Origin of the sequence: Psychrobacillus sp. FSL H8-0510, from assembly GCF_038008345.1 — a bacterium.
GTDB lineage: Bacteria > Bacillota > Bacilli > Bacillales_A > Planococcaceae > Psychrobacillus > Psychrobacillus psychrotolerans.
This window is the reverse complement of sequence record NZ_JBBOYZ010000001.1, coordinates 1,838,235-1,860,864: the sequence shown is the minus strand read 5'-3', so window position 1 is coordinate 1,860,864 and position 22,630 is coordinate 1,838,235. Positions and strand designations below refer to the sequence as shown.

The 22,630-nt window shown below is 37.2% G+C and carries 20 protein-coding genes and 1 other annotated feature; of the genes, 14 read left to right on the top strand and 6 right to left on the bottom strand.

Annotated elements, in window-relative coordinates; genetic code table 11:
• Positions 1-155 precede the first annotated feature (155 nt).
• The gene (locus MHI40_RS09110; protein WP_340762358.1) at positions 156-2,156 is read left to right on the top strand and encodes an ABC1 kinase family protein; all 2,001 of its coding nucleotides are present in this window, start codon (positions 156-158) and stop codon (positions 2,154-2,156) included.
• Between the two features lie 71 nt (positions 2,157-2,227).
• Here the strand turns inward: MHI40_RS09110 and MHI40_RS09105 are convergent, their stop codons facing one another.
• Entirely contained in the window at positions 2,228-2,824 is a 597-nt protein-coding gene (locus tag MHI40_RS09105) for a hypothetical protein (RefSeq protein WP_340762357.1), read from the bottom strand.
• Positions 2,825-2,985: 161 nt separating this feature from the next.
• Between MHI40_RS09105 and MHI40_RS09100 the strand changes: the two genes are divergently transcribed.
• The gene (locus tag MHI40_RS09100; protein ID WP_340762356.1) at positions 2,986-3,465 is read left to right on the top strand and encodes a DinB family protein; all 480 of its coding nucleotides are present in this window, start codon (positions 2,986-2,988) and stop codon (positions 3,463-3,465) included.
• A 79-nt stretch (positions 3,466-3,544) separates the two neighbouring features.
• Here MHI40_RS09100 and MHI40_RS09095 read toward each other — a convergent pair whose 3' ends face one another.
• Complete coding sequence (locus MHI40_RS09095) at positions 3,545-5,332, bottom strand: S9 family peptidase (protein WP_340762355.1); 1,788 nt, start codon at positions 5,330-5,332, stop codon at positions 3,545-3,547.
• A gap of 224 nt (positions 5,333-5,556) precedes the next feature.
• Here MHI40_RS09095 and MHI40_RS09090 point away from each other — a divergent pair, with 224 nt between their 5' ends.
• From MHI40_RS09090 to MHI40_RS09075, 4 genes are read left to right on the top strand one after another with little or no spacing between them, the layout of a single operon-like run.
• Positions 5,557-7,206 carry a methylmalonyl-CoA mutase family protein gene (locus MHI40_RS09090; protein WP_340762354.1) on the top strand — a complete coding sequence of 550 codons (1,650 nt, stop codon included), beginning with the start codon at positions 5,557-5,559 and terminating at the stop codon, positions 7,204-7,206.
• Positions 7,199-9,352, top strand: a complete 2,154-nt coding sequence (gene scpA, locus MHI40_RS09085) for a methylmalonyl-CoA mutase (protein WP_445678281.1) — start codon at positions 7,199-7,201, stop codon at positions 9,350-9,352. Before MHI40_RS09090 ends, scpA begins: the two co-directional genes overlap by 8 nt.
• Positions 9,352-10,446, top strand: coding sequence for a methylmalonyl Co-A mutase-associated GTPase MeaB (gene meaB / locus MHI40_RS09080; RefSeq protein ID WP_340762352.1), 1,095 nt, complete (start codon positions 9,352-9,354; stop codon positions 10,444-10,446). Before scpA ends, meaB begins: the two co-directional genes overlap by 1 nt.
• A gap of 41 nt (positions 10,447-10,487) precedes the next feature.
• Positions 10,488-10,928 carry a BrxA/BrxB family bacilliredoxin gene (locus MHI40_RS09075; protein ID WP_093534047.1) on the top strand — a complete coding sequence of 147 codons (441 nt, stop codon included), beginning with the start codon at positions 10,488-10,490 and terminating at the stop codon, positions 10,926-10,928.
• A 250-nt stretch (positions 10,929-11,178) separates the two neighbouring features.
• Here MHI40_RS09075 and prli42 read toward each other — a convergent pair whose 3' ends face one another.
• Positions 11,179-11,274, bottom strand: a complete 96-nt coding sequence (gene prli42, locus MHI40_RS09070) for a stressosome-associated protein Prli42 (protein WP_175496143.1) — start codon at positions 11,272-11,274, stop codon at positions 11,179-11,181.
• Positions 11,275-11,745: 471 nt separating this feature from the next.
• On the opposite strand from prli42, the gene mce reads away from it, so the two are divergent.
• The 5 genes from mce (at position 11,746) to MHI40_RS09045 (ending at position 16,843) form a co-directional block, all read left to right on the top strand.
• The gene (gene mce / locus MHI40_RS09065; protein WP_093534049.1) at positions 11,746-12,156 is read left to right on the top strand and encodes a methylmalonyl-CoA epimerase; all 411 of its coding nucleotides are present in this window, start codon (positions 11,746-11,748) and stop codon (positions 12,154-12,156) included.
• Between the two features lies 1 nt (position 12,157).
• Positions 12,158-13,705: an acyl-CoA carboxylase subunit beta gene (locus MHI40_RS09060; protein ID WP_093534051.1), complete on the top strand. Its 1,548-nt coding sequence runs from the start codon at positions 12,158-12,160 to the stop codon at positions 13,703-13,705.
• A 15-nt stretch (positions 13,706-13,720) separates the two neighbouring features.
• Positions 13,721-14,833 carry a M20/M25/M40 family metallo-hydrolase gene (locus MHI40_RS09055; RefSeq protein WP_093534053.1) on the top strand — a complete coding sequence of 371 codons (1,113 nt, stop codon included), beginning with the start codon at positions 13,721-13,723 and terminating at the stop codon, positions 14,831-14,833.
• A 17-nt stretch (positions 14,834-14,850) separates the two neighbouring features.
• Positions 14,851-15,336 (top strand): chemotaxis protein CheW, encoded by a 486-nt coding sequence (locus MHI40_RS09050; RefSeq protein WP_093534055.1) that lies wholly within the window; start codon positions 14,851-14,853, stop codon positions 15,334-15,336.
• 265 nt (positions 15,337-15,601) lie between these two features.
• Positions 15,602-16,843, top strand: a complete 1,242-nt coding sequence (locus MHI40_RS09045) for a DNA polymerase IV (protein ID WP_340762351.1) — start codon at positions 15,602-15,604, stop codon at positions 16,841-16,843.
• Here MHI40_RS09045 and MHI40_RS09040 read toward each other — a convergent pair.
• Positions 16,831-18,282, bottom strand: a complete 1,452-nt coding sequence (locus MHI40_RS09040) for a UDP-N-acetylmuramoyl-L-alanyl-D-glutamate--2,6-diaminopimelate ligase (protein WP_340762350.1) — start codon at positions 18,280-18,282, stop codon at positions 16,831-16,833. The genes MHI40_RS09045 and MHI40_RS09040 overlap by 13 nt on opposite strands.
• 247 nt (positions 18,283-18,529) lie before the next feature.
• Here MHI40_RS09040 and rnz point away from each other — a divergent pair, with 247 nt between their 5' ends.
• On the top strand, positions 18,530-19,471 hold the full coding sequence (gene rnz, locus MHI40_RS09035; protein WP_340762349.1) for a ribonuclease Z: 942 nt from the start codon (positions 18,530-18,532) through the stop codon (positions 19,469-19,471).
• A gap of 22 nt (positions 19,472-19,493) precedes the next feature.
• Here the strand turns inward: rnz and MHI40_RS09030 are convergent, their stop codons facing one another.
• Both MHI40_RS09030 and proC read right to left on the bottom strand, forming a co-directional pair.
• On the bottom strand, positions 19,494-19,664 hold the full coding sequence (locus tag MHI40_RS09030) for a hypothetical protein (protein ID WP_175496144.1): 171 nt from the start codon (positions 19,662-19,664) through the stop codon (positions 19,494-19,496).
• Between the two features lie 27 nt (positions 19,665-19,691).
• Positions 19,692-20,507 (bottom strand): pyrroline-5-carboxylate reductase, encoded by an 816-nt coding sequence (gene proC / locus MHI40_RS09025; protein WP_093534063.1) that lies wholly within the window; start codon positions 20,505-20,507, stop codon positions 19,692-19,694.
• A gap of 83 nt (positions 20,508-20,590) precedes the next feature.
• Positions 20,591-20,802, bottom strand: a binding site (T-box leader).
• 117 nt (positions 20,803-20,919) lie between these two features.
• Between proC and MHI40_RS09020 the strand changes: the two genes are divergently transcribed.
• Together MHI40_RS09020 and MHI40_RS09015 are read left to right on the top strand one after the other, a co-directional pair.
• On the top strand, positions 20,920-21,864 hold the full coding sequence (locus MHI40_RS09020) for an MBL fold metallo-hydrolase (protein ID WP_340762348.1): 945 nt from the start codon (positions 20,920-20,922) through the stop codon (positions 21,862-21,864).
• The gene (locus MHI40_RS09015; protein ID WP_340762347.1) at positions 21,851-22,603 is read left to right on the top strand and encodes an SDR family NAD(P)-dependent oxidoreductase; all 753 of its coding nucleotides are present in this window, start codon (positions 21,851-21,853) and stop codon (positions 22,601-22,603) included. The genes MHI40_RS09020 and MHI40_RS09015 overlap by 14 nt, the downstream gene beginning before the upstream one ends.
• The last annotated feature ends 27 nt before the right edge of the window (positions 22,604-22,630 follow it).

The window sequence follows — 22,630 nt, the reverse complement described above, 5'->3', positions numbered from 1 at the left end:
CCTCATCCTCATTTCAGTGTTATTCATGTAGTATTAGTAACATTAATGTCTTTATACACTAAATTTAATATGGAATTTATTTGTGAAAGCGATTGAAGATTAATAGAATGAAAGAAAGGGAACAGATAATAAGTGAATGAAAGGATGTGCTTTTCGTGATTTATGTGAAGATATTATTTCAAGTTTTAGTAATCTCAAGCTTCATCTTTTTTGTTAGTGGGCGTTTAATGGGCTCACAGATTAATTTCATCAAACGTATTTTGGCAGTAGTAATAAGCGTTTTCTTTACTTCCTTTGTATATTGGTATGCTTATTTGCGCGGAACAGATTTCATGTCTGAGAGTTTTGTTTATACATACATGGATGTCAGCACAATCATATGGATTGGAAGTATGTTGCTCATCTCTATGTTACTGTATCTTTTCTTTGAATTATTTGATCCAATGGCCATTGGAGAAAAAGGGCAAAGAGTATCGGGCAATAAATCCATTTGGATTCGTTTACGAAAACAGTGGCGTGGTCAGAGGCGAATGAGACAAGTTGTCCAAATTGCTATGAAAAATGGTATTTCACGGACAATAAAATATTCGAAGTTTAAAGAAAGCGAACGTGAACTAGCAAAAGCTTTTAGACAAACATTGGAGCAATCTGGTGGAATTTTTGTGAAGTTTGGGCAAGTACTTTCTACAAGAGGAGATATATTGCCTGTTGCTTTCATAAAGGAACTCGAATTACTTCAGCAGCATGTAAAACCTTTAACCAATGAACAGGTCAATTCCATTTTAGCAGCTCATCTACCATATAATATGGAGGATATGTTTATTGAATTCGATTTGACACCTCTTGCATCAGCATCTATAGGGCAAGTACATAAAGCTATTCTTCGTGAAAACAATAAAGAAGTAGTAGTGAAAATTTTACGGCCTGATATAAAAGATATGATGCGTGATGATTTAAATATATTAGTAGACTTTGCTTCATGGTTCTCTGACAAATCTACATGGGCTGAAAAACTTGGGTTTCGCGAGCTTGCAATTGGATTTGCAGAAAATTTAAGAGAAGAAGTTAATTTTGAGATTGAAATGCGAAATGCTATCCAAGTCACTACTGCCTTGCAAGATAGTTCGTATAAAGTGAGAATACCTCATATATACACGGAACTAAGCAATAATCATTTAATTGTTTTTGAATACATTCATGGACAGAGTGTAGCAAATGGAGATACGTTATTTAGATCACTTGGAGCGGACAGAGAACAGTTTGCAAGGACTGTCTTATATTCATTTTTTGATCAATTACTGTATTCTGGAATCTTTCATGCAGATCCACATCCAGGCAATATCTTTATAGATGATGTAGACGGAACTCCTATTTTCTTAGACTTTGGAGCTGTGGGTCGATTGGCACAACCTCAGCAGGAAGGTATGAAGTTATTCTTATTAGGCATTCAACACAATGATGCGGATATTCTCTTTGATGCACTGTCACTACTAGTGGAAGATGTAGATCATGTTGAGCGAGAGAAGTTAGAACATGCAATGGCGCAATTATTGTTGCGGATTTCCTATATTTCTCATATTCCAACAGAGGAATTGATACAAGCCTTCTTTGAAGTAGTCCATAAATTCGGATTATCTTTCTACCCATCGGTAGGAATTGCACTTAGAGCACTGATCACACTTGACGGAACATTACACATGATAAAAAGGGACTTTGACATTTTTAATGAAGCGAAAGAATATTCTACTGAATATATGGCTTCGTTATGGAAAAAGCCATTTAAACAACCAAAGCAGACAATAGAGCGGTTGGAAGAGGAATTCGCATTACTATTACCTACCTTACGTAAAATACCAAGAAGAGTAGATCATCTCATTCAGCGAGTGGAAAGTGGCAAAATTACGTTACATCATGATATCTTTTCAGATAAAAGTAATTCTATGTTTGTTACGCAATTATTTTCTCGCTTCATCTTGCTTATGGTAGGCATTACTTTCGGTATTATATCCGTTGCCCTCCTTGCAATTGGTCAGTTTATAGAGGCAGAATTTGCAGTCTACTTGAATACAGCAGCATATGTGGGACTGTTCTTATGTGCGGTATTACTCGTTAGACTATCGATACAGGCTATACGATTGATGAAAAGTGACCGGTAACTCTATATGACTCAAAAAACCCCATTTCTATTTGAAATGGGGTTTTTTGAGTCAGAGTATTGGCATTTTTATTATGGTAATGATAAAGCGGGGTGTTCCCAGTAGCTATCTGCCACGAAAGAGAGATTCTCTGGATTAAAGTTTTCAAAGTTAATTTTATTTAACGTTTCTTTGCTCATTAGAACTACCATTACATCTCCATTTTCCACATTGCCATAACGATCTGTTAGGGGCGCTTGTACTATTAATGTGGCTTGGCTAACATCATCAAGTGCGTTCATCGCCTTCATAAAGTCTACTGTACGGTTTAATATGGACAACTTTAAGGATTCAGCAGATTTAAAGTTTTGCTCTAATGCAATCGTTTCGACTACACCACTTTCAAATCTAGAAGAAAGTACGGCATCTTCTTTTTCTTGCGGGGTTATTCCGAAATCTTGCATAATTAATGCTGCTGCAATTACTTCTGGTGTTTTATGACTTTGTACCATTTTTTCTTTTAGCTCTTCTTTTGCCATTTTTTTATAAAATGGCAAGGCAGAAATATCTTCTTTAACTGTTTGTTCCTTTTCTGTATGGTCTATTATATTTGCAAAAGTTACTATTCCTAAGAGGAAGATTATCAATATAAACCACCAGTATAAATGTTTTTTTGTAGTATCGGCCAAAGTAAAACTCCTTTCGCTAGAGGAACCCGTCAAGTATCATATGCATACTAGAAACTAAGTTATGTCTATAACTTCTATAGTCGCGGATTACTATAGTTGAATTAACCTTGAAGACTACTTACAATGGAAAAGAAAGTATGAACGAATAGGAGTCGATATAATTGTATAGAACGGTAAATGATTTTATAACGGATTGGTCTGATGCAGCAGAGGGGACATTAAGCGTGCTCCAGTCATTAACTGATGAAAAATTAGATCAAGCGATTGTTGAAGGACATAGTACTCTTGGTTGGTTAGGGTGGCATCTTGCGACAAGTCCCGTATTTTTCGCAGGATTAGTAGGATTAAATGTGGAGGCAGCCGTTGATAAAAACAAAGAAGCAGTAACGGTTAAAGACATTGTCGAAACATATAAAAAAATCGTCGAGGCAGTTAAAACGGAAGCGAAAACTAATCTTACAGATGACAGATTGATCGAGAAGATTCAAAGCTTTGCAGGAGAAACAACTAGAGGAGTTTTGCTACACAAACTTCTTGATCATCAAACACATCATCGTGGTCAAATGACGGTCCTTCTACGTCAAGCAGGACTTCCTGTACCGGGTGTTATGGGACCAACGAAAGAACAACAACGAGGTTAATGAATATAAAAGAAAAGCAGACTAACCATTATTATGGTTATCCTGCTTTTTAGTATTACGTAGTTTAGGAAGATTTAGATTAAATAAACCGATCTAAGAATTCCAACATTTTACTATACACAAAAATTTCATTTTGTTTTTTGGAGAAACCATGACCTTCATCCGGTAGAACAATATATTCCACATCTCTGCCTTTTTCCTTCAATGCAGCGACAATCTGGTCGGATTCTTTTTGGACAACACGAGGATCATTAGCTCCTTGGATAACTAGCATAGGTTTTGTCATCCCATCTAAATAAGTAATTGGAGAATCCTCTATGAACTTCTCCTTGTCTTTTACTGGGTCACCTACCCATTGAATCATAAATGATTTCCAAAACTCAGGTACGGAATCTACAAATGAGAATAGATTACTAGGACCGAATATATCTACAACTGCCTTGAAATACTCGGCATGGCGTCCGTGTAGTAAAAGAGACATATAACCACCATAACTTCCACCAAGTAGGAGAATCTTATCTCTTTCCACATATCCTTCTTTTATTAACCATTCTAATCCTTCCAAATTATCCAGGCGGGGTCCATGTCCCCAATCACCTTCTACCATTTTCATGAACTTCAAGCCGTAGTTAGAAGAGCCGCGGAAGTTTGGTGCGAAAATGGAATACCCTCTGTTTAGAAGGAATTGGAACATGGAACGAAACCATTTTCTCTCCAGGGATTGAGGACCACCATGTGGCCACAGAATAACATGGCCATTGGAATACTCTTCTTTTGCTTGGAAAAGTAGGGCCTCGATTTCTAGACCATCAAAAGAAGGGTAAGTTAAAATAGTAGGTTCTACTAGTATCTCCTCTGGAACCCCTGGAATTCGAAAACGAGTTAACTCTTCCCATGATTCGCTGTTATCTTTCGATACAAAGACATTGTTTGGTCTTGTAGAAGTTCTTCCTTGGATATATAGATTACCTGATGGCATAATGACTACTTTTTCTACGACACTAGTCGGTGCTTTGACTTCTTTAAGTGTCTCACTTGTTAAATGGAATTCATAAAGCCGGTCTTCTACTCCATAAGATCCAACTAGATAGAGGCTCGCTGTTTTCTTAGAAAAATGGATACTAGAAAAATCCTCTTTCTCTATTTCTAAGACTTTCTTGAATTCCTTCGCTTCTAAGTCGAACTTCGCTAAATAGGTTAAATCAGAATTATAATTTGTTAAAAAGTAGATTTCTGTTTCTGAAGTGTAAAGTGCTTCTGATACTGTGTGCTGCTCTTTCGTCTCAGGCGTCATAAGGAAAGTCTCATTACCAATATGAACATAGGCTAGAGAGTATGTATTTCCAAATTGTTTACTTGAAACAAAAGTTTTTTCAGCTGGAGAAACAGCCTCTATAGAAGTAGGAGCAATTGTTCCTTCCAATAAAACTTTATCTTCTCCGGTTTCTATATCGTATAGATGACTATTAAGGAAGGAAGCATTTCCTGTTGTTGTTGAATAATAAAGACGTTTTCCATCTGTCGTCAAGTAGTTGAAGAAATGTCGTTCGCCTTCATTACTACGAAGTGAAATAAGTTTTCCACCTTGAGGCGAAAGGGCGTAAATTTGTGTATTCTCATCTCCATCTGTATCAAAACCAGCCACCATAAATTCACCAGTTTTAGCGTATGTTAAGAAATCTACACTTTGATTATTAAATGTTAGTGGATACGGGAATTGGCTTGGTAAATCCATTCCCCAAATATTAAAGTGACCATTCAGATTTGAACTAATTACTAATTGCTTTTCATCAGGACTGACAGTGAAGTTTTCCACCGTTAAAGTCTGAAAAAATTGTTCTACTTCTGGCTTATCAAATGTGACCATTCTCATTCCCCAATTCTATTAAGATTTTTCCATTTTACCATATAAAATAGTGATTTAAATTGAAATTCACAAAATAATGAATATATTCTAAAAAATTTAAGCATTAGCGCATTTTAAACAATGTATTTAATGTTGATATACAATAGCTCTTTCATCCAACACTCTTCTGATGTAAAATATCATTAGGTTAAAGTAACACCAGAGGGGGAAGCGAAAGCGATTTTATGACTATACAAGATATGAAACAAACGGAATTTAAAGAAGCAACACTTTCCGAGTGGGAGCAAGTTGCCGTTAAATCACTTAAGGGTAAATCATTAGAATCTCTTTCTACCAAGACTTTAGAGGAAATTATTTTGAAACCGCTTTATTCATTAGCCGATTTGGAAAATATGTCTATACAACAAACAAATTCTATACGAAGCGCTAAACAAACTGCTGATTGGCTCATTGCACAGCAGGCGACGGGGAATACCAGTGAAGATATATTAATAGATTTACAAGATTCCTTAGCAAAAGGAAATAACATAATACATTACAAGCTAGAAGCTCATCATCAGTGGACTAAATCCCAATTGGAAGAATTATCTGCTTTGGTTGAGCTACATCCAGTACTGCTTGATATATCTCATGATCCAACATTCATACATAGTTTCAAAACAATCAAAGGTGCTGTTAAAGGATCTAGTGATACGGATATGCCTCATACAAGAACTGTTTACTTGGATGGGACAGCTATTCACCAAGCAGGAGGCGACGCTGTTAGTGAGTTAGTGAGTGTCTTACTACAGGCAGATTACATGACTCAAAAAAGCAGTATAGAGAGAATCGCAGAAAAAGCATTCGCTCAATTTTCTGTGGACACTAATTTCTTTATGGAAATTGCGAAAATCCGTGCATTTCGGGTACTTTGGAAAGCATTTGGAGAAGCACATGGACAGGAGAATATCAATGCTATTCCTGTCCATGCTGAAACTTCCTTGAGATCATTCTCAGCACTTGATGCAACTGTGAATATTTTACGAGCAGCAAATAGTACGCTTGCGGCAGTACTTGGAGGTGCGGACAGTGTAACAAGCTTTCCACATGACATATTAACAAGTGCAAATCCAACATCTAAGAGAATTGCACGGAATATGCAGTTAGTATTAAAGGAAGAGACACATATTCAACGAGTGATGGACGCTTCAGGTGGCTCTTATTACATTGAGACACTGACGAAACAATTAGTTGAAAAAGCATGGGCATTATTCTTGGAGTTGATAAAAGAAAAGTCATTCGAATTAGCAACGGTTAAACTGCAAGAAAGAGCAGAGTCCAAATGGGTAGAACAGTTGGAAACACTTGCTACTCGCAAAAAATCTTTAATCGGGACTAATGTGTACGCTAACCCAGATGATTCTTTAATATTCAAGCTGAATGATACAGGCTATAAACGATTAGCAGAACCATTTGAACAATTGAGACAAGCATTTTTGAGCAATCCTTTAATAACTGCTATTTTTCCATATGGCCTTTTAAAAGAGTACAAAGCTCGTATGGATTTCGTAAGTGGGTATTTAAGTTCTATTGGTTTGAAATCAATAGTTGCACCCGAAAACTTAAAGCCGTTTGAGATGCAAAAATGGATTGACGAAAATGAAATAGACTACGGGGTCTTTGTTGGAAACGATGAGCAGTCAGCTGGATTAGTTCCAGCTATCCTAAATGAAAATATATCGATTCCACTAGATGTTGCAGGTCAGTTTGAAGAGTATGCTGATTGGCTAGAAGCTGGATTAAACGGTAGAATTTTTGCAGGGCAATCTCTTTTTGAAAAAGGCTTTGAACTGTTAGCACTTGCAAAAAAGGAGGATTCAAATGACCATGCCTAATTACGATAAAGTATCTATTGAACAGGTGTTACAAAAAGAAAGTAACGCAACACCTAGTGCAACTGAATCCTTTTTAACGAATGAAGGAATTCATTTAAAGTCCTTATACAATCGAGAAGATTCATCTACCTTACCGCATGTAAATGACTTACCTGGGATTGCTCCAAACACTAGAGGACCTTATCCGACGATGTATGTGGCAAAGCCTTGGACGGTCCGCCAATATGCTGGATTTTCAACAGCAGAAGAAAGTAACGCTTTCTATAGAAGAAACTTGGCTATGGGTCAAAAAGGCCTGTCCGTTGCATTCGATTTAGCAACGCATCGCGGCTATGACTCCGATCATGAACGTGTTACAGGGGATGTTGGGAAAGCAGGAGTAGCCATAGATTCGGTGGAAGATATGAAGATTTTATTTGATGGGATTCCGTTGGATAAAATGTCTGTGTCGATGACGATGAACGGAGCAGTTCTCCCAATTTTAGCTTTCTATATTGTGACTGCAGAAGAACAAGGAGTAACTCCGGATCAGTTAGCCGGGACGATACAAAATGACATATTAAAAGAATATATGGTGCGTAATACGTATATATATACTCCAGAAATGTCGATGAAAATTATTGCGGACATATTTGCTTATACAGCTAAAAAAATGCCTAAGTTTAACTCTATCTCTATATCTGGCTACCATATGCAAGAAGCTGGGGCTACTGCGGATATAGAATTAGCCTATACGTTGGCCGATGGCTTAGAATATGTACGAACAGGTCTAGAAGCTGGAATAGATATTGATGCCTTTGCACCTAGACTTTCGTTCTTCTGGGCAATCGGCATGAATTATTTCATGGAAATAGCGAAAATGCGTGCAGCTCGTAGAATATGGGCACAAATGATGCAAAGCTTTGATCCAAAAAACCCTAAATCTCTTGCTCTTCGTACGCACTCACAAACATCTGGTTGGAGCTTAACAGAACAAGATCCATTCAATAATGTGACAAGAACTTTAGTAGAAGCTAATGCTGCTGCAATGGGTCACACGCAGTCACTTCATACAAATGCTTTAGATGAAGCGATAGCATTGCCAACGGATTTCTCTGCCCGAATTGCTCGAAATACTCAATTATTCCTCCAGGAAGAAACGAATATGACGAAAGTAATCGATCCATGGGGCGGGTCCTATTATGTTGAAACATTAACAAATGAATTAATGGAAAAAGCTTGGACTTTGATAGAAGAAATTGAAGAGTTAGGCGGTATGGCAAAAGCGATTGAAACGGGCTTGCCTAAGATGAAAATAGAAGAAGCAGCTGCAAAAAAACAAGCGCAAATCGACTCTTCGAAAGAAATAATCATTGGGGTTAACAAATATCGTTTGGAACAAGAAGATGCAATAGATATTTTAAACATAGATAATACAGTCGTTCGTCAAAAACAAATGGAGCGCTTAGACAAAGTCAAAGCAAACCGTAATGAAAAAGCAGTTCAAAAAGCATTAGCAGATTTAACAGAAACCGCAAAAAATGGGGAAACCAATTTGTTAGAAGCTGCTGTTATAGCGGCTAGAGAACGTGCTACTATTGGAGAAATCTCCGATGCTATTGAAGTAGTGGCTGGAAGACATAAGGCGGTGATCCGTTCAGTGAGTGGTATATATAGTGCTAACTTTAATGATGCAGAAGAGATTAATGCAGTAAAACAAATGGCAGAAGACTTCCGTGAAAATGAAGGCCGTCGTCCACGTATTTTAATCGCCAAAATGGGTCAAGACGGACATGACCGTGGAGCTAAGGTTATTGCAACTGCATTTGCTGATTTAGGATTTGACGTAGATATTAGCCCGCTATTCCAAACACCTGCAGAAACTGCACTGCAAGCAGTCGAAAATGATGTCCACGTTGTTGGTGTAAGTTCTTTAGCAGCTGGTCATATGACATTAGTTCCTTCATTGAAAGAGGAATTGGCTAAGCTTGGTAGAGAGGATATACTAATTGTTGTTGGTGGTGTAATTCCAGCTCAGGATTATGCTTTTCTACGTGAAAATGGTGCCTCCGCTATTTTCGGACCAGGAACAGTTATTCCGGTTGCTGCACAAAAAGTGATCGAAGAGATATACAAGCGTCTTGGCTACGAGGAAGTAGAAGGTTAATGTCAAAAACGGATAATAATAACGAATCTTCTATGCATGTGATGAATGGCATTAAATCGCAACATGATGGGGTGGGGAAAGCTTCTATTAAAAAGTTTTCTAAAAGAAAGCCTCTTCAAATTAATGAAGAGGAATATATCCGACAAATTCAAAGTGGCTCCAGGCTGCATTTAGCTAAAGCTATAACGTATATTGAGAGTACAGTAAATGATCAACAGCAAATTGGACAGCAATTACTAAAAAACTTACTTCCGTGTACTGGCAATAGTATACGTATTGGAATAACAGGGGTGCCTGGAGTAGGAAAAAGTACATTTATCGAGGCATTTGGTAAAATGCTTTGTGATCAAGGATATAAAGTTGCGGTATTAGCCATCGATCCTAGTTCATCTTTGACTGGAGGCAGTATTCTCGGAGATAAAACGAGAATGGAAGAGCTTGCTAAGCACCCGAATGCGTTTATCAGACCTTCGCCTACTGCTGGGACACTTGGTGGCGTGCATAAAAAATCTCGAGAGACAATGCTTCTCTGCGAGGCTGCTGGATACGATGTCATTTTAGTGGAAACGGTTGGAGTCGGTCAAAGTGAGACAATAGTAAGGGGTATGGTTGATTTCTTTTTGTTATTAGCGCTTACAGGTGCCGGAGATGAATTGCAGGGGATGAAAAAAGGAATCATGGAGCTTGCGGATGCTATTATTGTCCATAAAGCAGATGGATCCAATGAAAAGCTAGCTAAAAAAACGGTTGCGGAGTACAAACAAATCCTCCATTTTTTAGCACCGTCTTCACCTAATTGGCAAACTCCAGCACTTGCAGTATCTTCGCTATATAAAATTGGATTAGATGTAGTATGGGAAAATATACTACACTTCCAGCAAGTGATGAAAGAAAAGTCGGTTTGGCAACATAGAAGAAGAGAACAAACAATTGAATGGTTTAAAACGATGATTGTGGATCGATTATACGATGACTTTTTTTCATCCACTATTAAAAAGCAAGCTATGGCAACTTTAGAACATTTAGTGCGAGATGAAAAAATAACAGTTTCCCAAGCGGTGGACGATCTATTTTCCTCGAATCCAAACGGATAATCTGATAAGATTAACATAGTAAAAAAAGGAGAGTGGCATAAATGAATATGGATTTCAATTTATATATGAACGATATACTAGTACAAGCTCGTGGAGAAATGGACGCAGCAGGTTATGAGCAACTTGAAACACCTGAGGCAGTAGATGCAGCATTTGCTCGTCAAGGAACAACTTTAGTAATGGTAAACTCTGTATGTGGATGTGCTGGAGGAATTGCACGCCCTGCTGCGGCAAACTCTGTACATTATGATAAACGTCCAGACCATTTAGTAACTGTTTTTGCTGGTCAAGACAAATTGGCTACTCAACAAGCGCGTAATCTATTCGGAGATGATCACTTGCCTTCTTCTCCATCATTTGTTCTGTTAAAAGACGGACAACCTGTAGCAGAAATCGGTCGTCACGAAATAGAAGGTCATGCACCTACATCTGTCATTACACATCTTCAAGAATTATTTGAAGAATACTGCGAAGAAGTTTAAATAATAAAAACCAGCGGAAGCATCTAAATGCATTCGCTGGTTTTTATCATTTCTCAAAGATCCATAAATTGAACTTTTTTAATATATTATGGCGATGAACAGGTAAACATCATAAGATTTTGCAAGAAAAAGAGATGCTGGTTGGTTATGACATCGTCACAACCAACCAGCATCCCTAAAATTCACTTGGTAATAGAATGGCAAACGCCTGTTCAAAGTCCTTTGGACACGATAGAAACAGGTTTTGACATTAAAGGATGAAGCTTAGACCGAATAGTAATGTAGACATTACCATTACAAAAATCATTAAATACACAATAATTTTACGAAAAGTTTGGTTGCGCATAATTTCTCTCCTTTAGCTTGTACCTTTATTTTAACAAAAACATAAAAATGCACAAGAGGTAGAGATTTTTTTTTGAAATAGGTACAATAGAAAAAGGGTTATTTTAAATTTTCTGTAATCACTTGATATTGGAATCTTAGGGACATTGTAGATAGCCTTTTTCATAGATTGAATCTTTGCATAGAGATACGTTCTAATGTTGTTATTATCTGCATGCGGATTGTGACAATATAATTTTGCAAAATCTATCAGTTTATTACTACACATTTTTTGATAGAAGTGAAAGCTGGCAACTTCGGTGAGTCTAGTGAGAAAGTCGGGACCCCAAAGGAGTATACTTAAAAAGTAGGAATGCTTTCTGCCGTATGCAGTCAATTCGAGAAAAGGGTCATAATGACACGGGCTCGACTTCGGACTGCAACGAATATCCAATAGTATTATTTTATAGTTATTTAATAGAGGGGTGTAAAAATGGAGAAAATTGATCATATCGGGATTGCTGTTAAAAGTATTGAAGACTCTCTTCCTTATTACATAGATACATTGGGATTAAAACTATTACATATTGAAGATGTTCCATCAGAAAAAGTTCGTGTAGCGTTTATCGATAGCGGGAATGTCCATTTAGAATTACTTCAACCAATCGATGAAACAAGTACGATTCATTCGTATATTGAAAAAAAGGGTGAAGGTATTCATCATATAGCTTTTGGAGTTACTAGTATACAACAGCGTTTGGACGAGCTGAAAGAAAAGGGCGTCCGACTTATACAGGAAACTCCAAAAGCAGGTGCTCATGGTGCTCAGGTAGCATTTATACATCCAAAAGCATCTCGTGGAGTGCTTTACGAATTAGTCGATAAAACCGGGGGAGAGAAATAATATGGATATTTATGAAAAAATCAATGACTTATATGATCGCAAACGTAAAATCGAACTTGGTGGCGGAGATGAACGTATTGAGAAACAGCATGAAAAAGGGAAGCTGACTGCCCGGGAACGAATTGAATTATTAGTAGATAAAGATTCATTTGTAGAGTTAAGTCCTTTTATCAAACATCGTACAGTAGACTTTGGTATGGATAAGCAAGAGGGCCCAGGTGATGGAGTAGTTACTGGGTATGGGAAAGTAAATGGTCGTCCCATTTATCTGTTTTCACAAGATTTCACTGTCTTTGGCGGAGCTTTAGGAGAAATGCATGCACTCAAAATTGCAAACGTCATGGATTTAGCAGCTAAAAACGGAGCACCTTTCATAGGGTTAAATGACTCTGGTGGTGCTCGTATTCAAGAAGGTGTTGTATCACTGGATGGATATGGTCAAATTTTTTATCGTAATGCTATTTACTCGGGAGTTATTCCTCAAATCTCTGTCATTTTAGGACCATGTGCTGGTGGCGCAGTGTATTCGCCAGCTATAACTGACTTTGTGTTTATGACGGATGAAACGAGCCAAATGTTTATCACAGGTCCGAAGGTAATTGAAACTGTTACCGGGGAGAAGATTTCTGCAGAAGATCTTGGTGGTTCAAAAGTACATAACACAATTAGTGGAAATGCACATTTCCGTGGGAAAACTGAAGAGGAAGTATTAGAAAGCGTTCGATTACTTTTAAGTTATTTACCACAAAGCTTTGAAGAAAAACCTACTATCGCTGATGTACCAGAAGAGGATGATAATCGTCCTGACTTAGCAGATGTCGTACCTTATGAAGCTATTCGCCCATACGATATCCGAAAAGTTATTGATCAAGTAGTGGATACAGGTTCTTTCTTAGAAGTACAAAAAGAATTCGCTAAAAATATCGTGATTGGTCTTGCACGTATTAAAGGAGAAGTAGTTGGTTTAGTTTGTAACCAACCAAAAGTAATGGCTGGAGGTTTAGATATAGATTCTTCGGACAAAGCAGCTCGATTTATACGTTTTTGTGATGCCTTCAACATTCCAATCATTACATTTGAAGATGTTACTGGATTCTTCCCAGGTATTAAACAAGAACATGGTGGAATTATTCGCCACGGTGCCAAAATCCTATTTGCTTATTCTGAAGCAACCGTTCCTAAAATAACCGTTATTTTACGAAAAGCATACGGCGGCGCTTATGTTGCGTTGAATTCCAAGTCAATTGGAGCAGATGTGGTATTCGCATGGCCAAATGCAGAGATAGCTGTAATGGGACCAAACGGCGCTGCTAATATCATTTTCGCCCGTGAAATTGCCCAAAGTGAAGATCCAGAAGCAGTTCGTGCAGAAAAAATTGAAGAGTACCGTGAGAAGTTTGCGAATCCATACGTAGCCGCTTCAATGGGAATGGTAGATGACGTAATTGATCCAAGAGAAACTCGTATTAAACTTATTCAATCTTTAGAGATGATGCGTAATAAAAAAGAAACTAGACCAAACAAAAAACATGGTAATATTCCATTATAAAAAGGAGACTTTTCAATGAGTCGATTAGTTGAGGAATTTTTAGAATTAGTTCAAATAGATTCAGAAACAAAGCATGAAGAAGTAATTGCACCAATTTTAAAAGACAAATTAGAGCAGCTTGGATTTACTGTTGTGGAAGACGATTCTGCTTCTAAAACAGGACACGGAGCTGGCAATTTAATCGCAACATTAAAGGGTTCAAATGCAAATGTAGATCCAATATACTTTACAGTCCATATGGATACTGTTGTACCTGGAAAAGGCATTAAACCCATTATTAAAGAAGATGGTTATATATATTCTGATGGCACAACAATTTTAGGTGCTGATGACAAAGCTGGAATCGCTGCTCTTTTTGAAGCTATTCGCCGCTTGAAAGAACAATCTATTAAACACGGCGATATTCAAGTCGTTATTACGGCTGGAGAAGAAAGTGGATTAGTAGGAGCCAAAGAATTAGATGCTTCCTTACTAACTGCAAAATATGGCTATGCGATAGATAGCGATGGAACGGTTGGTGGAATTGTAACGGCTGCTCCATTCCAATCTAAGCTATGGACAACCATTACTGGAAAAACTGCGCATGCAGGAGTCGCTCCCGAAAAAGGTATTTCTGCGATTACTTTAGCTGCTAAGGCGATTTCTGCGATGAAATTAGGTAGATTAGATGCCGAAACTACGGCTAATATTGGTCGATTTGAAGGTGGACAAGCAACTAATATCGTCTGTGATGAAGTGCATATACTTTCTGAGGCTCGCTCGATCAATAAAGAAAAACTAGATGCCCAAGTTGCACATATGGTAGCAACATTCGTTGAAACTGCTGAAAAGTTTGGTGGTAAAGCAGTGACAGAAACGCAATTAATGTATCCAGGATTTCATTTTGAAGAAGAACATGCAGTTGTACAGGTTGCTAAACGTGCAGTAGAACGAATTGGAAGAACTGCAGAGATTAAAACTAGTGGTGGCGGTAGTGATGCCAATGTAATTGCTGGATTTGGGATTCCTACAGTTATCTTGTCTGTGGGTTATGAAGAAATTCATACAACAAATGAACGCATGCCTATTGAAGAATTAGAGAAATTAGCCGATTTAATAGTAGAGATCGTTCTAGTAGCGGCAGAATGAAATAGGAGGTGACTTCGTTGAGCAATGAAAAGGTAGTAGTATTTCAATGTGGAAATGAAGATTATGCAGTATCCATAGAACATGTAGTTTCCATTGAAAAGTTAGAACAGGTAAACCCGATTCCACACTTACCAAATTATTTAATAGGTTTGATGAAGATTCGTGGAGAGCTAGTGCCGATTATTGATTTTGAACAAATTTTGTATAATCGCAGTGGTGTCGATCAGGAACTAGCAAGAGTAGTTACGATGCATACTGAAAATATGACGGTTGGACTTCTTGTGAAAGAAGCGAAAGAGATTTTAGATATTGAGCAAGAAAATCTAAAGCAAATTGGTTTGGTGAATTATACGAAAACACGTTATTTCACAGCAGTTGCTAACTTAGAGAATCGAATGATTACAATCGTGGATGCTTCTATTTTGGTAAGCTCCTTAGAAGGTTTTAATGATATTCAAACGTATGTAGAAGAAGTAAAAAAAGAGGTAACAGTTACTAAATAATTTCATGCTGTATTCAGGGAGGTAGCTTATATAGCTACCTTTTTTGAGAGTATAAGTGTAAAATTTAATCCAGTGTTTTAAGGGTTTTGAGGATTGAAGAATCCTCTAACTTCTAATTTTCGTTTCGGACGGACGCTTTCCCGCCGAAGTCGGCGCTCTACACTTCATTCCTTAAAGAGTATATTAGTTTCTATACTTAAATCTGGTGTGTAGAGCAATGAAATTTATTCTTTAATACAAGAAAAAAGGAAGGAGGGGGGCTAACTTGTCCGGAAAACATAGAATTATCTTTCACCTAGATATGAATAGCTTTTATGCTTCTGTTGAGCAAGCACATAACCCCTCTTTAAAAGGAAAGGCTATTGCTATAGCCGGTAATCCTAAAGAAAGACGTGGCATACTTGTTACATGCTCCTATGAGGCAAGGGCAAAAGGTGTATATACTACAATGTCCGTTTGGGAGGCAAAACGAAAATGTCCAGAACTAATTTTGTTACCTCCTAATTTTGAAATTTACCGAATCGCTTCAAAAGCCATGTTCGAGATATTAAGATCCTACACACACTTAGTAGAACCAGTATCAATCGATGAAGGGTATATGGATGTAACAGAATTGGATATGAACAATGATGCAATCGGCTTTGCCAAATCTATTCAGGATCGCATATTACGTGAACTGGATTTACCTAGTTCAATCGGAATTGCTCCTAACAAATTTCTTGCTAAAACTGCATCCAATATCAAAAAACCGATGGGTATAACTGTTTTGCGAAAAAGACAGGTAAATGAAATCCTATGGCCCCTACCGGTAATAGATATGCATGGAATAGGGGAGAGTACTGCTAGAAAATTAGAATCGATTGGTATTAAATCGATCGGAGATTTAGCTAATGCAAATCCTAATTTACTAAAAGAAAAACTCGGAAAAAATGGTGTTCGACTACTAAATCGTGCAAATGGTATTGATAACAGGGCAGTAGATCCTGAATCTATATATGACACGAAGAGTGTAGGGAATTCAACAACATTACCTTATGATGAATCGAATATAGAAGAACTGGAAAAGGTATTTGTACGATTATCGAAAAAAGTGGCTGCGAGGCTTGATGCCAAAAATCTAGCTGGACGTTCTATTACAATACATATACGGGATGCTAATTGGAAAAACAAAACTAAAAGTAAGACATTAACTAGTCGCTTATACAAGGAACAAGAAATATACCAATTGGCATTAGAACTATTCAATGCTTCTTGGAATGGAGATCCTATTCGTCTACTAGGAGTAACTGTAAACAATGTATACGATAAGGGAGAATCTGTAGAGCAGCTTTCTATTTTTAACTTTGAAGAACATGCTAAAGAAGAGCCAATTTTAAAACTTGTGGAGCAACTGCAAGGTAAGTTTGGGGAAGATAGTATTAAGCGTGGAATGAAAGTAAAAAAGAAGCCTTCACTGGAATCTAAAACAAGTTTCAGCAAAGACTTCTTAGATGATCATAATGATTGATAATGCTCATTTTGAATAGCCAATGAATCGTTCAAATAATGCAAGGTGTGAATGTCTGAAGCAGTAGGTAAGCTGAAGCTATTCTGATAATTTTCAATGCCTTTCCCGGTAATTACGATAAGGTCATTATTTTGAGCTTTTTCCCAAGCATACTGTATTGCTAAAGTTCGATCAGGAATAATAATACATCTATTCATCGGATCTAATGCGTTCAAATCTCGAATCATCTGTTCTGATGGTACTCCATTCAAATCATCAAAAGTTAAAATACATGTTTCACATTTCTCCAAAGAGACTTCTACCATACTTTTTCTTTTTTGTACGTCTCTATCTCCCCTAAACCCAAAAATATGTATAATTCTTTGGGGGTTATATAAACGAGCAGCTTCTAAGATATGAGAAAAGGCATTTGTTGTGTGGGCATAATCTACAATGCATGTTGCCCCAGCTGGATGTTCAAATAGCTCAAATCTACCTGGTACTCCACCAAAACTTTCTAACGCACGCTCAATATTTAACGGGTCTATATTTAGGGAGATTGCAGTTGAAAAAGCAAGCGAAGCATTTTCTAAGTTATGTTTACCTTTCATGCGACTCCTAAGCGAATATGACTGTATTGGAGCGTCAAGGGATATCAGTTCTTCTTCATTCACCATGTATGTGGGATTTGTCCCATTTATTTTGATAACTTCTTTGTTTAAAGTGTTTACAAAAGAACAAAGACGTTCACCCCAGGAAGTATTAGAATTAATAACAGCAATTCCGTTTGGTTTTAAATATTCAAATAGAGATTGCTTCGCTTCGAAATAGGATTCCATTGTTTTATGATAGTCTAAATGCTCATGTTCTAAATTCGTAAAAATACAAACATCAAATCGAAGACCCTCGACGCGAGATTGGACCAAACCGTGGGAGGAAACTTCCATAATGACAACACTGTCATGACAAGTAGCTAATAGCTTGTTTAGGGTAACTGCATCCGTAGTTGTGTGGTAGGACTCCTGCTCAACTCCATTTATAATTGTCGAAACACTACCGAATAATGCACATGATATTCCTACTGATTCCAAAATATGTTTAAGCATAAAGGATGTAGTTGTTTTTCCATTTGTACCAGTAATTCCAATCATAATTTTATGTTGAGTTGGATTACCATAAAAGATTTGAGCTACTAATCCGAGTGTTTTCCGTGCATTGGGCACTCGAATATAGGGAACTCCAACAGAGGTAAGATTTTCTTCGCCAATGACTACACATGCCCCATTTAAAATTGCATCTTCGATATACATATGTCCATCTGTCTGAGTTCCCGGTATCGCAACAAATATAAAATTTTTCTCTACTTCAGAAGAATTAAAAGCCAAGCCTTGTATTTCAACGGACTCGTCTTCTTGACTTATGTGAATGCCTAATGGCTTTATCAATGTCTCTAATTTCATAAGCTTTGGACGCCCCTTTTAGTTGTTTAGTTATTGTTTGCAGTTTTGCTTTTTACATACATGCAATTTAGAGGTAGACTAACTATATAAATTACTTAATGTCTAATATTAGTCGTAAGTAAATCTAATCATTTATAGTAGACAAGTAAAACTTAAAAATGGTCAATTTTAAGATGTTTTCACAACAAAATAAATATAGAATCTATAATTTAGAATATGTCCAAAATAGTTAAGGAAGTGAGCAAATATGCAATTGTTATTTTTAGGAACTGGAGCAGGAATGCCGTCAAAACAGCGTAATACGACATCTACTGTTTTGAAATTACTAGAGGAGAGAGGTACTTTTTGGATGTTCGATTGTGGAGAAGCCACTCAGCACCAAATTTTGCATACGACACTAAAACCTCGTAAACTCGAAAAATTATTTATTACACATTTACATGGAGATCATATATATGGGCTTCCTGGTTTGCTTGGATCTCGTTCTTTTTTGGGTGGGGACGAGCCACTTACAATCTATGGACCTACAGGGTTAAAGAATTGGATTGACGTAACGCTTGCTGTATCTAAAACGCATGTAAAGTATCCGCTTACCATAATTGAAATAGAAGAGGGTATCGTTTTCGAAGACGAGCAATTTATTGTCGAAGCTAAACTACTCGAACATGTAATGCCTTGCTACGGGTATTCTGTTAAACAAAAAGCGCTTGCTCCAGAGCTTTATATAGAGAAAACAGATGCTTTGGGAGTTCCAAGAGGTCCATTATTAAGACAATTAAAAGAGGGAAATGATGTAGTACTTTCCAATGGGACTATAGTCAAAAGTGAGGAAGTAACAGGAGAAGTAAGAGAAGGTTTTAAAGTCACAATATTAGGAGACACAAAGTATTGTGAAAACTCGATACAGTTAAGTGAGAAAGCAGACATTGTCGTTCATGAAGGAACTTTCGACATTGAAACCGCTGAGCTTGCAAGGCTTTATGGTCATTCCACGATAGTTGATGCTGCAGAGGTTTGTCAGAATGCGGACGCTAAAAATTTAGTCGTAAATCATATTAGTGCAAGATTCCTGTCCTCTGACTTAAGCAATATGCTTACTCAAGTGAAACATTATCCTTTTCCAATCTATATTTCTGAAGACCTTGCTGAATATAGTTTCGTAAATGGTTTATTAACTAAATGCAAATAAAAAAAGAGAATCCGAATGTGAATTATTCACTAGGATCTCTTTTTTTCTCTATTATAACTAAACTTACTGTAGCGATAGGTCCAATTATTAAGGACAAGATGAACCAGTTTAGTCCACTTCTATTTTTACCTTGGGCAATACCTGCATTGATAAAAGCTAAAGTACCCCAACCAACAAAATATGAATTATCCATGTTATCGACATCCTTTATACCTGTATATTACGTTTCGAATATTTTCCCGATCTCTCGAGATCTGTTTTCTGCAGCATGGATACAAGCAAATATAGCTTCACTCACTTTGTGCTCCATTAGCTGTTCCAGACCAGCTTCTGTCGTTCCACCTGGACTTGTCACTCTTCTGCGTAGTTCACTTGGTTCTACATCACCTTTTTTGAGCATTTGTGCAGCACCTTCCATTGTTTGTATAAATAATTGACGAGCATCGCCTGAATCTAAGCCATGCTGAACAGCAGCAGACTCAAACTGTTCAGCAAAGTAATAGAAGTAAGCTGGACCACTACCAGAAAGTGCAGTGACAACATGTAAATCGTCCTCTTCTACGACTTTTACCGAACCAATTGACTCTAACAAATCGATTATTAGTAATTTAGATTCATCCGTTATAAGCTCGTTCCAGCATAAAGCAGATGCACTCATTCCAACTGCTGCTGAAGTATTAGGCATAACTCGTGCAACTGGTCTATTACCTAAAGCATTTATAATGGTTTGAATATTAATCCCAGCAATAACTGAAATAATCGTTGCATCTTTGTTGAGATATGGTGCCAGACTAGTTAATGCCTCCTGTGCATCCTTTGGTTTCATCGCTAAAAAAACAATATTAGCTTTAGTTAACGCTTCTTTCTGTTCACATAAGATCTGTACATTGTACGTCTGTTTTAAATAGTTAAGTTGGTTTACATCTGATTTATTCGTGACGTGAATGGATGTCGGTGAAATTTTATTACTTTTTGTTAAACCATTTATAATGGCTTCTGCCATTGCCCCCGCACCAACAAATACAATCTTCGTCATATAATTTCCTCCCTTTTGTAAAATCTGTTTCCTTTGAATGTTACGCAATAGGCAAAATAAAAAAGCGCTCTCGTCCCATATATAATAAGGACGAAAACACTTGTTTTCCGCGGTACCACCTAAATTTGCTGTAAATACTCAGCACAACTTAATCCTTCGTATCGAGAAGGTACGACCATGTTTACATAGTAGCTCCGAAGTAGGTTCTATATACGAGCGGGAGGTGAAATTTTCAGCAGACATTTCACTCTCTTAACTCCATCATATATGTACTAATCTTCATCTTAGCTTTTATATTCTGAATTAATGAAATTATATGCATCTTCTCTTATAAAGTCAACCATATTTTCGTGACGACTTGTACAAATAAAGGTACAATGTAATGAATGACTATTCATTAAGGAGAATTCTGATGATACATAAAATAATAATTCCTACACCTTTTGCGGTAGGGGATGTAAACGCATATTTAGTTAAAGGGGATGTTTTAACCCTAATTGACGCTGGACCAAAAACAGAAGAAGCATTAATAGCATTAACACATGGGATTAAAGAGGCAGGCTATGAACTGGTCGATATTGAACAGGTTGTTTTAACACATCATCACCCGGATCATGCGGGATGGACAGATGCTTTTGAAAAAGCAACTATTTTAGGTCATGAATACAACCAAGTATGGATGACAAGAGATGAAGAATTTTTACAATATCATGATCATTTTTATCTACAATGCTTAAAAGAAGAAGGAGTTCCAGAGGAATATTTTAAATGGGTCGAGAAGATGAGGAGACCATTAAATCTCTTAGGAAGCCGTTCAATTGATACATATTTGTATGAGGGAGATATTTTGCCCGGACATCCAGATATTGAAGTGCTGGAAACGTTAGGCCATGCTCAGAGTCATTTAGCATTTTGGTCTGAACGTACAAAAGTGCTTATAGGTGGAGATCTTATTCTCGAGAAAATTTCGTCTAATCCTTTAATTGAGCCACCATTAAATGCAAATGATGAGCGTCCAAAATCGATGTTACAATATAATGCCTCGCTGAAAAAAATTCAACAGCTACCAATCGAAAAAGTATATAGCGGTCATGGCAACGAAGTATATAATATTCAGGAGCTTGTAGCATATAGACTCGAAAAACAAAAAGAACGAGCACTTAAAGTACTAGATATGATGAGTGCTGGTGAAAAAACCATTTTTGAATTGACGAAACAACTCTTTCCTAAGGTATATGAAAAAGAACTGGGTTTAACGCTTTCCGAGACGATTGGACAAATAGATTATTTAATCGAGGAAAAACTTATAACTGTTAACCGAAACGATAAAGGAATTTTGCTATATGAACAAAGCTAAAAAAATCTTAATAACTGGAGCTACAAGTGGAGTTGGACTAATGCTAGCTAATAATCTACACGAAGCTGGACATGAAGTATGGGCTACTGGAAGAAATGCCAACGTGTTAAAAAATCTAGCTGAAAATGGAATTCATACAATTGAAGCGGACTTAACGGTCGACCAATCATTTGACTCTCTCTTTCAAGATGTGGGGACCCCCGACACCATAATTCACTGTGCTGGTATTGGTACTTTTTCATATTTATTGGATATGGATGAACGAGAAATGGAAAAAATGTTGCAGGTAAATGTATTGGCTCCTATGAAGTTAACAAAATACTTTGCAGAAAAGATGAAACTTCGAGGGAGTGGACACTTTATATTTGTTGCATCTCAAGCAGGTAAAGTAGCAACTCCTAAAGCATCTGTGTATGCGGCATCTAAACATGCTATAATCGGATTTGCAAATGCTGTACGCATGGAACTGAAGGGATTTGGCGTGGTAGTTACGACTATTAATCCTGGACCTATAGATACGCCCTTTCTCGATTTGGCAGATAAAACGGGTAATTATAGAAATAGCGTGAGAAAACACCTTTTAGCTCCGGACAAGGTAGTATCTTCTATTGAACGAGTAATTGAAAAACCTGTGAGAGAGGTGGATCTTCCCTCTTACATGAGTTTCACCAGTAAACTGTACGCTTTAGCACCGTCCATTGTCGAAACAGTAGGGAAAAAATATTTCACCAAAAAATAACAAAAAAAACCGATTTCCCACTTAAAA

What these genes read in the sequence shown, in the direction of transcription:
- scpA (WP_445678281.1), top strand. Translation starts at nt 7,199, where the DNA reads ATGCCTAATTACGATAAAGTATCTATTGAACAGGTGTTACAAAAAGAA.
- rnz (WP_340762349.1), top strand. Translation starts at nt 18,530, where the DNA reads ATGCAATTGTTATTTTTAGGAACTGGAGCAGGAATGCCGTCAAAACAG.
- MHI40_RS09015 (WP_340762347.1), top strand. Translation starts at nt 21,851, where the DNA reads ATGAACAAAGCTAAAAAAATCTTAATAACTGGAGCTACAAGTGGAGTT.
- MHI40_RS09060 (WP_093534051.1), top strand. Translation starts at nt 12,158, where the DNA reads ATGGATATTTATGAAAAAATCAATGACTTATATGATCGCAAACGTAAA.
- prli42 (WP_175496143.1), bottom strand. Translation starts at nt 11,274, where the DNA reads ATGCGCAACCAAACTTTTCGTAAAATTATTGTGTATTTAATGATTTTT.
- MHI40_RS09055 (WP_093534053.1), top strand. Translation starts at nt 13,721, where the DNA reads ATGAGTCGATTAGTTGAGGAATTTTTAGAATTAGTTCAAATAGATTCA.
- proC (WP_093534063.1), bottom strand. Translation starts at nt 20,507, where the DNA reads ATGACGAAGATTGTATTTGTTGGTGCGGGGGCAATGGCAGAAGCCATT.
- meaB (WP_340762352.1), top strand. Translation starts at nt 9,352, where the DNA reads ATGTCAAAAACGGATAATAATAACGAATCTTCTATGCATGTGATGAAT.
- MHI40_RS09030 (WP_175496144.1), bottom strand. Translation starts at nt 19,664, where the DNA reads ATGGATAATTCATATTTTGTTGGTTGGGGTACTTTAGCTTTTATCAAT.
- MHI40_RS09040 (WP_340762350.1), bottom strand. Translation starts at nt 18,282, where the DNA reads ATGAAATTAGAGACATTGATAAAGCCATTAGGCATTCACATAAGTCAA.
- MHI40_RS09020 (WP_340762348.1), top strand. Translation starts at nt 20,920, where the DNA reads ATGATACATAAAATAATAATTCCTACACCTTTTGCGGTAGGGGATGTA.
- MHI40_RS09090 (WP_340762354.1), top strand. Translation starts at nt 5,557, where the DNA reads ATGACTATACAAGATATGAAACAAACGGAATTTAAAGAAGCAACACTT.
- mce (WP_093534049.1), top strand. Translation starts at nt 11,746, where the DNA reads ATGGAGAAAATTGATCATATCGGGATTGCTGTTAAAAGTATTGAAGAC.
- MHI40_RS09075 (WP_093534047.1), top strand. Translation starts at nt 10,488, where the DNA reads ATGAATATGGATTTCAATTTATATATGAACGATATACTAGTACAAGCT.
- MHI40_RS09095 (WP_340762355.1), bottom strand. Translation starts at nt 5,332, where the DNA reads ATGGTCACATTTGATAAGCCAGAAGTAGAACAATTTTTTCAGACTTTA.